Raw genomic sequence first — 14,213 nt, forward strand, 5'->3', positions numbered from 1 at the left:
AGGCCGTCACGAAGGTCATCAGCCACCCTCAGACGGAACACAGGCTTCCCCCAGCGAACCGGGACAGGATCGGTACATGAGCCGCCGCCCGTGGGCCCGCTCGCTGCGCACACGCCTGCTGGTCCTCATCACCGTCACCCTCGTGGGTGTGTGCGCCGCGCTCGCCCTCACCACCGTCCTCGCCCAGCGCGCCTATCTCATGGGCACCCTGGACGACCGGGTGAGCGACGCCGCCGAACGCAGCGTGGGCGGAGCCGCACTCCACCCCGAACGCCCCGCCGACCTCGCCTTCCTCGGCGAGGGCGGCCACAGCGAGGGGCTGCTCGCCGCCCGGCCGGATGCCGCCGGGCACCTCGTCTCCGCCGCGGTCGTCACCCGGGACGCGGCCCCGCGCACCCTCACCTCCGCCCAGCGCGCCGCCCTCACCGGCATCCGGGCCGACGGCTCGGTGCACACCCGGACGGTGCCCGGACTCGGCACCTACCGCGTCACCGCCCTCGACGCGAGCGGCATCCGCGTCCTCACCGGCCTGCCCATGGACGACGTCCGGGCCACGCTCGGCCGGCTGGTCGAGATCGAGGCGATCGTCGGGGCCGCCGGACTCGCGCTCGCCGGCGGCGTCTGCGCGGTCGTCATCCGCAGGCAGCTGCGCCCGCTCGACCGGGTCGCCGCAACCGCCGTCGAGGTCGCCCGGGTCCCGCTCGGCCACGGACAGATCACCGCGCTGCCCCGGGTGCCCGCACGCGACACCGACCCCGGCAGCGAGGCCGGCCAGGTCGGCGCCGCCCTCAACCGGATGATCGACCACGTGGAGGCCTCGCTCGCCGAACGCCGGCGCGGCGAGGAACGCATGCGCCGCTTCGTCGCCGACGCCAGCCACGAACTGCGCACCCCGCTCACCTCCATTGCCGGATACGCGGAGCTGATGAACCGCGTCGCCCCCGACCTCGCCTGGCGCAGCGTCCTCGCCGAGTCGGCCCGTATGACGGACCTGGTCGAGGACCTGCTGCTGCTCGCCCGCCTCGACGAGGGACGCCCGCTGCAGAGTGCCGAGGTGGACCTCGCCGCCGTGGTCGCCGAGGCCGTGTGGGACGCCCGGGCGGCCGGCGCCGATCACGTCTGGCGGCTCGAACTGCGACCGGACACCCCGGCCTCGGTCGCCGGGGACGCGGCCCGGCTGCACCAGGTGGTGGCCCACCTGCTGGCCAACGCGCGCACGCACACACCGCCCGGTACGACCGTCACCGCCACCGTCGAGTCCACCGCGGGCCGCCACCTGATCCGCGTCCGCGACGACGGCCCCGGAATCCCGCCCGACCTCCTGCCGACCGTCTTCGAACGCTTCACCCGGGCCGACACCTCACGGTCCCGGGCGCCCGGCTCCCAGGGCGGTTCGGGCCTCGGGCTCGCGATCGCCGCGGGGATCACCGCGGCACACGGCGGCGGCATCAGCGTGACCAGCGCCCCGGGCCGGACCGAGTTCACGGTCGAACTCCCCGCGACCGCTCGGCCGCTCTACGTCGAGCCCCTCACTCCTCAAACAACGTGAAGTCCGGCAGCGCCACCTCGGCCCAGATCACCTTGCCCTGGGGCGTGTACCGGGTGCCCCAGCGCTCGGTCATCTGCGAGACCAGGAACAGGCCCCGGCCGCCCTCGTCGGTGGTCGCGGCGTAGCGCAGATGCGGCGAGGTGCTGCTGCCGTCGGCCACCTCGCACACCAGCGTGCGGTCACGGATCAGCCGGACGTGGATCGGGTCGGAGCCGTAGCGGATGGCGTTGGTGATCAGCTCGCTCAGCACCAGTTCCATGCCGAAGCCCAGCTCGGCCAGGCCCCACTCCTCCAGCTTCTCGGACACGGCGCCACGCATCCCCGAGACGGCGGCCGGGTCGCGCGGCACGTCCCAGTCGGCCACGTTCTCGGGCGGCAGCGCCCGGGTGCGCGCGATGAGCAGGGCGACGTCGTCCTTGGGCCGCTCGGGCAGCAGCTCGTCCAGCACCGCCTGGCAGCTGTCCTCCGGCCTCCGGTCCGGGTGCCCCGCCAGCGCCTGGCGCAGCAGCTCCATGCCCACGTCCAGGTCGCGCCTGCGGTCCTCGATGAGCCCGTCGGTGTACAGGACGAGCTGGGTGCCCTCGGCCAGCTCCAGCTCGGCCGTCCGGAACGGCATGCCGCCCAGGCCCAGTGGCGGTCCGCCCGGCAGGTCGGGGAAGGTGACGCTGCCGTCGGGGTGGACCAGCGCGGGCGCCAGGTGCCCGGCCCGCGACATCACACAGCGCCGCGTCACCGGGTCGTAGATCGCGTACAGACAGGTGGCGCCGACGATGTCCCCGGCCGACTCCGCGCACGCCGACTCGTCCTGGTCGATGCGGCCCACCAGGTCGTCCAGATGGCTGAGCAGCTCGTCGGGCGGCAGGTCGAGCGTGGAGAAGTTGTGCACCGCGGTCCGCAGCCGGCCCATCGTCGCGGCCGCGTGCAGACCGTGCCCGACCACGTCTCCCACGGCCAGCGCCACCCGGCTCCCCGGCAGCGGGATCACGTCGAACCAGTCGCCGCTCACACCCGACTGGGCCGGGAGGTAGCGGTAGCCGACCTCCAGGGCGCTCTGCTCGGGCAGCGCCCGCGGCAGCAGGCTGCGCTGGAGGGTGACCGCCAGGGCGTGCTCGCGGGTGTACCGGCGGGCGTTGTCGATGCTGACCGCGGCCCGGGCCACCAGCTCCTCGGCGAGCGACAGCTCCTCCTCGTCGAAGGCGTCCCGCTTGGACCGCCAGAAGTTGACCATGCCCAGCACGGAACCGCGGGCCTTGATCGGGGCGGCGATGAGCGTGTGGATGCCGAACTCGACGATCTGCCGGGCCCGCTTCGGGTCCTGCGCCTGCCAGCCCGGTGCGGCCGACAGGTCGGTCACCAGCTCGGAGCGGCCGGCGTCGTAGCCGCGCGCCTGCGGGGTGGAGGGCAGGAAGTCGATCAGCCGGCCCTTCTCGTAGAGCGGGTGGTCGTCCCGGATGCCGTTCACGGCGACGCGCCGCATGTCCGTCGCCGTGCGGGCCGGCTCCTCTCCGTGCAGCACGGCGTCGGCCACGTCCACGGTGACGAAGTCGGCGAAGCGCGGGACGGCGAGCTGCGCCAGCTCCTCGGCCGTACGGACCACGTCGAGGGTGGTGCCGACGCCCAGTCCCGCGTCGTACAGCAGCTCCAGCCGCTCCCGGGCGGCCTCCGCCCTGCCGGACACCGCCTGCAGCTCGGTGGAGTCCCGGAGCGTCACCACGGTTCCCCTGGGGCCTCCCGCGCGGTCCGTCGGCCGCTGGTTCACCGCCAGCAGCCGTCCCCCGGCGAAGTGCACCTCGTCGGTGGCCTCGCGCCCGGAGACCAGCAGCTCCACCATCTCCGGGTCGAGGACCGACAGCTCCCGCACGTTGCGCCCCTCGGCCTCGGGGGGCAGCTCCAGCAGCCTCCTGGCCTCGTCGTTGGCCAGCAGCAGATGCCCGTCGTCGGCGACGATCAGCACGCCTTCCCGCACCGAGTGCAGGACCGTGTCGTGGTGTTCGTACATCCGGGTCATCTCGGCCGGAGCCAGGCTGTGGGTCTGCCGCCGCAGCCGCCTGCCCACCAGGGCCGTCCCGCCGGTCGACACCAGGAGTGCGCCGGCCCCGGCGGCCAGGATGATCGGCAGCTGCCGGTTCACCTCGCTGGTCACGTTCTTGACCTTCAGCCCGGCGGAGACGAGGGCGACCACCTTGCCGTGGTCGTCCCTGATCGGCACGGTCGCCTGCACCTCGTGGCCGAGCGGGCCGTGGACGCTCTCGGTGTAGACCTTCCCGGCCAGGGACGGCGCGATCTCGCCCACGAACCGATGGCCGATCTTGCTCGGCAGGGGGTGGGTATAGCGGATCCCCTTGGTGTCCATGACGACGATGAAGTCGACGCCCGCGCTCTTGCGCCCCGCCTCGGTGAGCGGCTGGAGCACCTTCGAGGGTTTGGCGGTCTGCAGGGCCTGGAGGACGCCAGGCGAGTGCGCGAAGGTCTGCGCGACGGCGATGGACCGCCGCTTGGCCTCCGTGCTGGTGTCACGCTCCGACTGCAGGACAAGGGCGATGACGGCGCAGACCACGAGCACCACCACCAGCGCCACCTGGAGGACGAAGACCTGCCCGGCGACGCTACGGGGGCTCTTGCCGACCACCGCACGCCTTGAGAGGTGCCTGAATCGGGCCAAAAGGTCCCACATGCGATATTTCTAGCACCGGCCTTTCCGGGTGACTACGGCTGGACCAAGCGATGGACATCACATTCCGGCCGGTATGCCGGTCCGTGTGTCGCTGTGCGCGCTAGCTCACGCGCAAGTAGTGGGATCGCTCCCATAAGTCCGAGGGCCTGACAGGCCGGATGGACCGGAACCCGCCCGGATCGCGCGGACGCTCCCGCCCTGTCTTCCTACGGTACGACTGAGACCATCAAGAGGGAGTTGTGTCATGTCTGCGACAGTCAAGTTGACCGGCGGACAAGACGGGGCGGCACATCGTCTACATGGTCTGGCGGCGCTCGGACAGCGCGGAGACCTTCTACTCCTGCTCCGACGTCGTCTTCGACGGCGGCAACGGAGAGGTCACGGACGTCCGTGAGCCCGGCACCCCCTCCGAACCCCCGCCCGGCACCTGCACCGCGACGCGGCGGACCACCGGCACCTGGCCCGGCGGTCACCAGTCCGAGGTGGCGGTCACCAACAGCGGTGACGCCCCGACGCTCGGCTGGATGGTCGACTGGACGCTGCCCGCCGGGCAGTCGGTGGCCGCCCTCCGGAACGGCAACGCCGCCTGCACCGGACAGGACGTGATGGTCCACAACGCCGACTGGAACGGCCCGCTGAGTCCGGGTCGGAGCACGACGTTCGGCTACGCCGTCCAGGGCTCTGGCGGTGATGCCTCCGCGACCCTTGCCTGTCAGGTCGGTCGAGTCGCTCTGGGCGGACCCGGTGGCCGTGCACACCGGGTCCGCGAGCCGGGCAGGCGAGGGGGGTGAGGCCCTGCCCGGGTGGTGCTGGCTTGTGGTGGTGAGGCCGTGGGCGGGCCTCGACCGTGTGGGGCGCGACAACGTTGTCGTATGGTCTGTACATGACTCTACCGCCTCAACCGACAACGATGTCAAGGTACTTGAGGTAGCCCGACCGGGTGATCCAGGCGCGCGCCGGCCGGAGCGTACGCGGTCTTCCGTGTTTCCGGTGGCGCACGTTACTGTCCCTGCGGCTTGTGCGACCTGTGGTGCGCGACCGTCCTTCAGGAGGAAGGGCCGCGCCATGCGATTCCGTCCCACGTCCCTGCTGCTGGCCGCGGTGCTCGCGACCGGCGGTGCCACCCCCGCCCTCGCGGCGACCGCAGCTCCCCCCGGCCTCGTCAACGACCCGACCCCGTACGTCGATCCGCTGATCGGCACCAGGAACGGCGGCAACGTCTTCCCGGGCGCTGTCATGCCGTTCGGCATGTTCTCCTTCAGTCCGGAGAACACCAGAGGCGACGCCACCCGCACCGCCGCGCCCGGCGGTTACCAGTACGACGCCACCCGCACCCGCGGCTTCAGCCTGACCCACATGTCCGGCACCGGCTGCGCTGGCGGCAGTGGCGACATCCCGCTCTTCCCGTACGCGGGCGAGGTCACCTCCTCCCCGGCGAGCGACACCAAGGACGCCGTCTACGCAGCGGACTTCCGCCACTCCGACGAGACCGCCGAGCCCGGCCACTACAAGGTGGGCCTCGCCTCCGGCGTCACCGCCGACCTCACCGCGACCACCCGCACCGGCTCCGCCCGCTTCACCTACCCGGCGGACAAGCCCGCCTCGCTGCTCGTGCGCACCGCCAACTCCGAGGTCGGCTCGGCGGACTCGACGATCACCGTCGACCCGGCGACCCGCACCGTCTCCGGCTCCGTCACCTCCGGGAACTTCTGCGGCTACCTCGACCCCGAGGGCCAACGCTCCTACTACACCCTGTACTTCACCGCCCGCTTCGACCGGGCCTTCACGGCCACCGGCACCTGGCAGGACGACAAGCTGAGCCCCGGCTCCCGGCAGGCATCCGGCGGCACGGGCGGCTTCTCGCACGGAGGCCGGCCGGTCGCGGGCAAGGGCGCAGGGGCGTATGTGCAGTTCGCGCCCGGCACCGGCTCGGTGAACGTCAAGGTCGGCATCTCCTACGTCAGCCAGGCGGGCGCCGAGGCGAACCTCGCCGCGGAGAACCCGCCGGGCCGCTCCTTCGACGCCGTCGCGGACGCGGCGCGGCGGGCCTGGCGCGACCGGCTGGACGCGGTCCGGGTCGGCGGCGGGACCGACGCCGAACGCACCACCTTCTACACGGCGCTGTACCACTCCCTGCTGCATCCGAACGTCATCAGCGACGCCGACCGCAGATACCGTGGTGCGGACGGCCGGCCGCACACCGTCGACCGCCGCCATCACGCGCAGTACGGCACCTTCTCCGGCTGGGACGTCTACCGCGACCAGGTGCAGCTGCTCACCCTCCTCGACCCGCGCACCGGCTCCGACATCGCCCAGTCGCTGTACGAACTCGCCGGGCAGAACGGCGGGATCTGGGACCGCTGGCTGCACGGCGCGAGCGGCACCCATGTCATGAACGGCGACCCGTCGCCCACCGCTCTGGCCGGCATCCACGCCTTCGGCGGCACCGGCTTCGACCTCAAGGGCGCCCTGGACTCCCTGGTCCGGGCGGCGACCGTACCCACACAGCAGGACCTGTCCGCGGCGGGCAAGCCGGTGCTGTCGGTGGGCCAGCGCCCGTCGCTCGACAAGTACCTCAAGCTGCACTACATGCCCAGCGTCTCCAACGCCTGGGGCGGCGCCGCCGAGACCCTGGAGATGTCCACCGCCGACTTCTCCCTCGCCCAACTCGCCACGGCGGCAGGGGAGAAGGACACCGCGGCCGCCTTCGCCCGCCGCGCCCAGTGGTGGCAGAACAACTTCAACATCGCGGCCGACCGGAGCGGCGGCTACGCCGCCAACCGCAAGGCCGACGGCAGCTGGGTCACCGGCTTCACCCCCGACACCGGCAACGGCTTCGTGGAGGGCACGGCCGCCCAGTACACCTGGATGGTCCAGCACGACCCGGCGGGCCTGTTCGCGGCGATGGGCGGCACCGACAAGGCGCTGGCCCGGCTCGACGACTTCTTCCACACCGGCGACGGCGGCTGGGCCTTCACCGGCCAGGGCGGCACCAAGTCCGAGCTGGACAACGAGCCGTCCGTCAACGTGCCCTACCTGTACGACTACGCGGGCGCCCCCTACAAGACGCAGGAGACCGTCCGCGCGGCGATGCGGCAGCTCTGGTCGACCGAGCCCGGCGGCATCCCCGGCAACGACGACCTGGGCGCGATGTCGTCCTGGTACGTCTTCTCCGCGCTCGGCATGTACCCGCAGGTGCCCTCGCGGGCCGAACTCGTCCTCGCCTCACCGCTGTTCGAGCGCATCGAGATCGACCGCCCGCAGGGCAACGACATCTCCGTGCACGCGAGCGGGGCGGCGGCCGACGCGCCGTACATCCAGTCCCTGAAGGTCAATGGGCGCTCCGGCGACCGGCCTTGGCTGCCCGCCTCCTTCGTGCGCGACGGCGGCCGCCTCGACTACACCCTCTCCACCACGGCGAACCGCACCTGGGGCGAGGCCTCCCCGCCGCCGTCCTTCCGGGAGGGCGAGCAGCCGTACCAGATCGGCGTCGGCCCCACCGCCGCCACGGTCGCACCCGGTGACCGCACGAAGATCGGCATCCGGGCCCTCGCGCTCGGCGGCGGCACCGGGCCGGAGGTGCGCTTCCGGGTCGAAACCCCCTCCGGTGTCACCGCCACGCCCGCCGAGGGCACGGTCACCGACGGCTCCCAGGAGATCACCCTCACCGCGGCCGCGGACGCCACCCAGGGCTTCTACGCCGTGAAGGTCACGGTGACCTCCGGCGACACCTCCTACGAGCAGCCGGTCTCCCTCACCGTGGCCGCACCGGGCACCCTGCTCGCCGCCTACAACAACACCGGCGTCTCCGACGACGAGGGCGAGCACGACGAGGCCGACTACGACGGCGGCGGCTGGAGCTACTCCCGCCAGGCCCTCGCCGCGGCCGGCCTCACCCCGGGCGGGCAGGGCACGGCCGCCGGCCTGACCTTCACCTGGCCGAACTCGCCCGCGGCCCGCCCCGACAACGCCTCGGCCACCGGTCAGACCATCGAACTCGCCAAGCCCGCAACCCGGTTGTCCTTCATCGGCAGCGCGGTCAACGGCAACCAGCAGACCAAGGCGACCGTCACCTACACCGACGGCACCACCGACACCGTCGACCTCTCCTTCACCGACTGGACCGTCGGCGGCGGAGGCGGCACCGTCCAGTACGGCAACGAGGTCGTCGCCAAGACCGCGTACCGCAACGTCGCGGGCGCCGACAAGGATCCGGTGGCGACGTACGTCTTCGCCACCAAGCCATTCGCGGCACCGGCCGGCAAGACCGTGAGGAGCGTCCGGCTCCCTGAGAACACGGACCTGCACGTGTTCACCCTCGCCACCGGCTGAGCGCACACACGACAGGGGGCGGACCCGAGCGGGCCCGCCCCCTCCTGTGTGCCGTGGTCAGGCCAGCAGCTCCACCTCCGCCAGCGTCGACTCGCCGTCGAGGACCAGGCGGTACTTCGCGTACGAGCCCGGCGCGGCGACGGTGAACGCCCGGGTCTGGCGGTCCCAGGTGAACGACTCGCCGGAGCGGTGGTCCAGGGTCTTCCAGGTCGTGCCGTCCGTGGAACCCTGCAGGGTCCAGCCGGTCGGCGCCTTGGTGTGGTCGGCCGACGAGGTCAGGGTGTACTGGACGGCCCGGGTGGCGGCGCCCGCCGGCAGGTCCACCGAGGTGACCGTGGCGCTCGTCGCCGACGTGTTGTCGAACAGGGCGCCGTCACCCGACAGCACGTCCGCGCGGGGCGTCGGCACCTTGTCGTCCTGGGTGATGGACACCGGTGCCGCGTTCTTGCCCGTGCCCCAGGTCGAGGGTTTGGACCCCATGAAGAACTCCAGTACCCCGCCCTTGGCCAGCAGCGAGTGGGGGAGCGAAGTCGACGTCCAGGGGCGGCCGTTGACCTTCAGACCCTGCACGTACACGTTCCGCGCGCTGTTGCGCGGCGCCTTGATCACCAGGTCCCGGCCGTTCTCCAGGTGCACGGTCGCCTTCGTGAACAGCGGGGAGCCGATGGCGTACTCGCCGCTGCCCATGACCAGCGGGTAGAAGCCCAGCGAGGAGAAGAGGTACCAGGCCGACTGCTCGCCGTTGTCCTCGTCGCCGTGGTAGCCCTGCCCGATCTCGCTGCCGGTGTACAGGCGGGACAGCGCCTCGCGGACGTTCGCTTGCGCCTTCCAGGGCTCGGCGGCCGCGTCGTACATGTAGATCACGTGGTGCGCGACCTGGTTGGAGTGGCCGTACATGCCCATCCGGACGTCCCGGGCCTCGGTCATCTCGTGGATGACACCGCCGTAGGAGCCGACGAAGTCCGGCGAGGCGGTCTCCGGGGTGCCGAAATAGGCGTCGAGCTTCTCCGCGAGGCCGGTGCGGCCGCCGTACAGGTTGGCCAGGCCCCGGCTGTCCTGCGGGGCGGTGAAGGCGTAGCCCCAGCCGTTGGTCTCCGTGTAGTCGTAGCCCCACACGCGCGGGTCGTACTTCGCGGAGTCCACGCGCCAGGCCCCCTTGGCGTCCCGGCCCTGGAAGAAGCCCGCCTTGGGGTCGAAGAGGTTCACGTAGTCACGGGCGCGGTTGAGGAAGTACTGCGACTCCTCCTGGTAGCGGTTCTCGCCCGTCTTCTTGTAGAGGGCCTCGCCCATCTTCGCGATGCCGTAGTCGTTGACGTAGCCCTCCATCGCCCACGACAGGCCCTCGTGCGTGTCGGTGCTGGTGTAGCCGAGGAACGGCGAGGTGCTCATGCCCTTGCGGCCCACGCCCGAGGACGGCGGAACGACCGTCGCGTTCTTGACCGCCGCGTCGTACGCCGCCTTCGCGTCGAAGTCCACGCCCTTGACGTACGCGTCGGCGAACGCCACGTCCGAGGAGGTGCCGGTCATCAGGTCGGCGTAACCGGGGGAGGACCAGCGGGAGGTCCAGCCGCCGTCCTTGTACTGCTGCACGAACCCGTCCACCATCTCGCCCGCCTGGGACGGCGTCAGGAAGGAGTACGCCGGCCAGGTGGTCCGGTAGGTGTCCCAGAAGCCGTTGTTGACGTACACCTTGCCGTCGACGATCTTCGCGCCGGTGTGCGTCGGGGTGTCCGGACCCGGCATGGGGGAGAAGGGCGAGGCGTACTGGTCCTTGCCGCCGACCTTCTCGAAGCCGGAGTTCGGGTACAGGTACAGCCGGTACATGCTGGAGTACAGCGTGGTCAGCTGGTCCGGGGTCGCGCCCTCCACCTCGACCTTGCCGAGCAGCCCGTCCCAGGCTCGCTGGGCCTGCTTCTTCACCGTGTCGAAGGACGTGCCGTCCGGGATCTCCTGGCGCAGGTTGTCCTTCGCCTGGTCGACGCTGATCAGGGAGGTGGCCAGGCGCAGGGTGACCGTGCGGTCGGCGCCCGCGTCGAAGCGCAGATAGCCCCTGACCCCGGTGGCGGAGCCGTCCGTCACCGGCTTGTCGAACACGCCGTACACGAACAGCCGGGTGGCGCCCGTGGAGAGGCCCGACTTCACGTCCGAGTAGCCGGTGACGATCCCGTGTTCCTTGTCCAGGGTCAGGCCCGCCTGCTCGGTGACGTTGTCGAACAGCACGCTCGCGTCGTCGCCCGGGTAGGTGAAGCGCAGCGCGGCCGCGTGGTCGGTCGGCGTTATCTCCGCCTTCAGGCCGTTCTCGAACCTGACGCCGTAGTAGTAGGGCCGCGCGGTCTCGTTCTCGTGCCGGAAGGCCAGCTCCCGTGTCTCACGGCCGGTGTCCGGGGTGCCGGGCACGGCGGACGGCATCAGCTGGAAGGTCTGCCGGTCGCCCATCCACGGGCTCGGTTCATGGCTCGCGCTGAAGGCCTGGATCGTCGGCAGGTTGTCGTCGTTGTTCGCACGTGCGTACTCGTACAGCCAGCTCAGCGAAGACGCGTTGGTCACCGGCGTCCAGAAGTTGAAGCCGTGCGGAAGGGCCGTGGCCGGGAAGTCGTTTCCGCGCGAGAAGCTGCCGCTGGAGTTGGTGCCACGCGTGGTCAGCGCGTAGTCCGACAGATGTGCCTTCGGCTTCTCGGGAGCCACCGGCCTGAGCGCCAGGTCGTCTATCCAGCCCCGGAACTTCGCCGGGCCGCCCGGGGAGTCGTAGGCCACCAGGACCCGGTCGACCGTCCTGCCGGCCGCCACTGAGCCGATCCGCGAGAGCACGTTGTTCCACTGGTTGACGTAGAGCGCCTTCGCCGTGCCCTGCCCGCGCGGCGACAGCTGGAAGCCGTGCTGGTCCCGCGCGCCCAGGTCGCTCAGATAGGTGCCGTCGGTGAAGGCCAGGTCCACGGAGACGTTCGTGGCGTCGTAGTCGCGGTCGCCGTCGGCCATCGACGGGAAGATGCGGTACGACAGCTGTGTGTCGGCGCCGACCTTCACGTTCACGTCGAAGACCTTGTTGTACGAGTACGCCCGGCCGGCCGCCGTGTGCCGCCCGGCGTAGCGCAGGGCCCGTTTGCCGGTGAAGCCGGCCCGGGCCTTGGCCGTGGGCGAGCCGCTCGGGCCCTTGTCGACCAGCGACAGCATGTCCTGCGGCACCGGGCCGCCCCCGCCGCCGGTCGAGAACTGCATGTCGGCGAGCTGCAGGATGTCCGAGGAGCCGTTGTTCTTCGTCACGTCCAGCCGGAAGAACTGGTACTCGCCCGGCTCGGCCAGGTCGTACGACTTCGTCTGGAAGCGCTCCGAGAAGGACTCGCCGGAGCGGGTGTCGATCGTCTTCCAGTCCCTGCCGTCCGTCGAGCCCCTGAGCGTCCAGTCCTTCGGGTCGCGCTCGTCGAAGTCGTTGGCGGAGGTGAGCGCGTACGTCACCAGCTTGATGGGCTTGTCCAGGTCGAACTCGACCCAGCCGGTGGGCTGGAAGGTCAGCCACTTGGTGCCGGGCTCGCCGTCGACGAGGTTCTCCTTCACCTCGCCCGCGCCCTCGTTCTCGCCGCCGGCCCGGACCTCGGTCACATGGTCGGTGACATTGCCCGGAATGCCCGTGCTGTAGCCGCCGTCCACGCCCGCGGAGCGCTTGCTTCCGTCCGGCGTCGTGTCGACGGTGTTCAGCCAGTCCGGCGCCGGGTCACCGGGCTCGAACGAGGATGCGAACTCCTGGTCGGCTGCCGCGGCCCTGGCCGGCTGGGCTACCGCGGCGCCCTGCGCGCCGACGGCCATGACAAAGGCGGCCGTGAGGACGACCGCCGGACCGTATCTGTGCCGAGTTCTCCGCTGCATCTACGGATTCCCCTCCTGCACCCGCTCTGGACAACGTTGTCAACTTCGATGCGCAGGAACCAGTAGGTGGTCAAGTGGCCCTTGATGTCAAGGGTGTTGGGTGTGGCATTCAGGGGCCCATGTCGCCGGTTTTTCGGCCACGGCACTCACAGGTCGCTCATATTTCCGAGAGGTCTCAACTCGGAAAAGACCCATCGCCAACCTTGCATTCGATCTTGCTCCGCTGGCGGGAAGTGGACTATACCTGTCGGCGTTTCCCGCATGACCCTGCACTACCCGACAGCGGTGCCGGGGAGGATCCGGTTCACCGCCTGAGTCCTGGAGAAGGCGAGGACTTGAGCATGGGATCCACTGCGCACCACGGTGGCGAGGGCGTCGGCCGCCGCGACCTGATCAAGCGTTCGGCCGCACTCGGTCTGGTGGCGGCCCCCGGAATGGGTCTGCTGTCCGCCTGTGCCAGCGGCGGGGGAGGCGACAACGACGGCAACACCAACCAGGGCAAGACGTCCAAGTCGAACCCCTTCGGCGTGGAGAAGGGCGGCAAGCTCGACGTCGTCATCTTCAAGGGCGGATACGGCGACGACTACGCCAAGGCGTGGGAAGGGAACTTCCAGCAGAAGCTGAGCATCACCTCCACCCACACCGGCACTCAGGAGATCACCGGGAAGCTCCAGCCCCGCTTCAACGCGGGCAACCCGCCGGACATCGTCGACGACTCCGGTGCCCAGCAGATCAAGGTCGACGTGCTGTACAAGAACGGCCAGCTGCTGGACCTCGCTCCGGTCCTCGACGCGCCGTCGGTCGACGACCCGAGCAAGAAGGTGCGGGACATGATCATCCCCGGCACCCTCGACGCGGGCATGCAGGAGGGCAAGATCGTCGCCCTCAACTACATCTACACGGTGTGGGGTCTGTGGTACTCCGGCAAGCTCTTCAAGGAGAAGGGCTGGGAGGAGCCGAAGACCTGGGCGGACTTCCTGGCCATCTGTCAGGACGCCAAGAAGCAGGGCATCGGCGGCCTGGCCCACCAGGGCAAGTACCCGTACTACATCAACGTCGCCATCATGGACATGATCGCCAAGAAGGGCGGTCTGGACGCGATGAAGGCCATCGACAACCTCGACCCCAAGGCGTTCGTCGGCTCGGACGCGGCACAGGCCGGTGTCGAGGCGATCTACGAGGTCGTCGAGAAGGGCCTGCTGATGCCCGGTACGAACGGCCTCACCCACACCGAGTCCCAGACCCGCTGGAACCAGTACAAGGCCGCGTTCATCACCTGCGGCTCCTGGCTGGAGAACGAGCAGCTCAAGCAGACGCCGGCGGACTTCGACATGAAGTTCATGCCGATGCCGCTGCTCCCCGACAGCAAACTGCCGTTCGAGGCGATCCGGGCCGGCTCCGGCGAGCCCTTCATCATCCCGGCGAAGGCGAAGAACCTGCCCGCGGCCAAGGAGTTCATGCGGCGCATGCTCTCCAAGGAGTGGTCGACGCTGTTCGCCAAGGAGGCCAACTCGCTCACCATCCTCAGGGACGGCGTCGACCCCGGCGTCAAGCTCCGGCCGGGCACCCAGTCCACGGTCGAGGCGTCCAAGGCCGCCGGTGACAACACCTTCCGTTACCTGTACACCGAGTGGTACAGCGAGATGGGCGCCGCCATCGAGGCCGCGTCCAACGAGCTGATGGCCAAGCGCATCCAGCCGAAGGAATGGCTGAAGCGGTGCCAGGCTGCAGTGGACAAGCAGGCCAAGGACCCGTCCTCGAAAAAGAACCACCGGGACTGACCGCTACGCCGTTTCC

5 protein-coding genes and 1 pseudogene are annotated in these 14,213 nt (G+C 70.5%); 4 read left to right on the plus strand and 2 right to left on the minus strand.

The window, feature by feature from the left end; translation table 11 throughout:
• Positions 1-76: 76 nt before the first annotated feature.
• On the plus strand, positions 77-1,549 hold the full coding sequence (locus tag ACFYZZ_RS01310; protein WP_389169960.1) for an ATP-binding protein: 1,473 nt from the start codon (positions 77-79) through the stop codon (positions 1,547-1,549).
• Here the strand turns inward: ACFYZZ_RS01310 and ACFYZZ_RS01315 are convergent.
• Entirely contained in the window at positions 1,530-4,223 is a 2,694-nt protein-coding gene (locus tag ACFYZZ_RS01315; RefSeq protein WP_389169962.1) for a SpoIIE family protein phosphatase, read from the minus strand. The genes ACFYZZ_RS01310 and ACFYZZ_RS01315 overlap by 20 nt on opposite strands.
• Before the next feature lie 266 nt (positions 4,224-4,489).
• Here ACFYZZ_RS01315 and ACFYZZ_RS01320 point away from each other — a divergent pair.
• Positions 4,490-4,945 (plus strand): annotated as a pseudogene (locus ACFYZZ_RS01320) (cellulose binding domain-containing protein); the annotation flags it as partial.
• A 343-nt stretch (positions 4,946-5,288) separates the two neighbouring features.
• Positions 5,289-8,555, plus strand: coding sequence for a GH92 family glycosyl hydrolase (locus ACFYZZ_RS01325; RefSeq protein WP_389169964.1), 3,267 nt, complete (start codon positions 5,289-5,291; stop codon positions 8,553-8,555).
• Between the two features lie 57 nt (positions 8,556-8,612).
• On the opposite strand, the gene ACFYZZ_RS01330 is transcribed toward ACFYZZ_RS01325, so the two are convergent.
• On the minus strand, positions 8,613-12,416 hold the full coding sequence (locus ACFYZZ_RS01330; protein WP_389169966.1) for a GH92 family glycosyl hydrolase: 3,804 nt from the start codon (positions 12,414-12,416) through the stop codon (positions 8,613-8,615).
• A gap of 341 nt (positions 12,417-12,757) precedes the next feature.
• Here ACFYZZ_RS01330 and ngcE point away from each other — a divergent pair, with 341 nt between their 5' ends.
• Positions 12,758-14,197 (plus strand): N-acetylglucosamine/diacetylchitobiose ABC transporter substrate-binding protein, encoded by a 1,440-nt coding sequence (gene ngcE, locus ACFYZZ_RS01335; RefSeq protein ID WP_389169969.1) that lies wholly within the window; start codon positions 12,758-12,760, stop codon positions 14,195-14,197.
• Positions 14,198-14,213 lie beyond the last annotated feature (16 nt).

It is taken from the genome of Streptomyces sp. NPDC001816 (assembly GCF_042892235.1).
Classification (GTDB): Bacteria; Actinomycetota; Actinomycetes; order Streptomycetales; family Streptomycetaceae; genus Streptomyces.

What these genes read in the sequence shown, in the direction of transcription:
- ACFYZZ_RS01330 (WP_389169966.1), bottom strand. Translation starts at nt 12,416, where the DNA reads ATGCAGCGGAGAACTCGGCACAGATACGGTCCGGCGGTCGTCCTCACG.
- ACFYZZ_RS01325 (WP_389169964.1), top strand. Translation starts at nt 5,289, where the DNA reads ATGCGATTCCGTCCCACGTCCCTGCTGCTGGCCGCGGTGCTCGCGACC.
- ACFYZZ_RS01315 (WP_389169962.1), bottom strand. Translation starts at nt 4,223, where the DNA reads ATGTGGGACCTTTTGGCCCGATTCAGGCACCTCTCAAGGCGTGCGGTG.
- ACFYZZ_RS01310 (WP_389169960.1), top strand. Translation starts at nt 77, where the DNA reads ATGAGCCGCCGCCCGTGGGCCCGCTCGCTGCGCACACGCCTGCTGGTC.
- ngcE (WP_389169969.1), top strand. Translation starts at nt 12,758, where the DNA reads ATGGGATCCACTGCGCACCACGGTGGCGAGGGCGTCGGCCGCCGCGAC.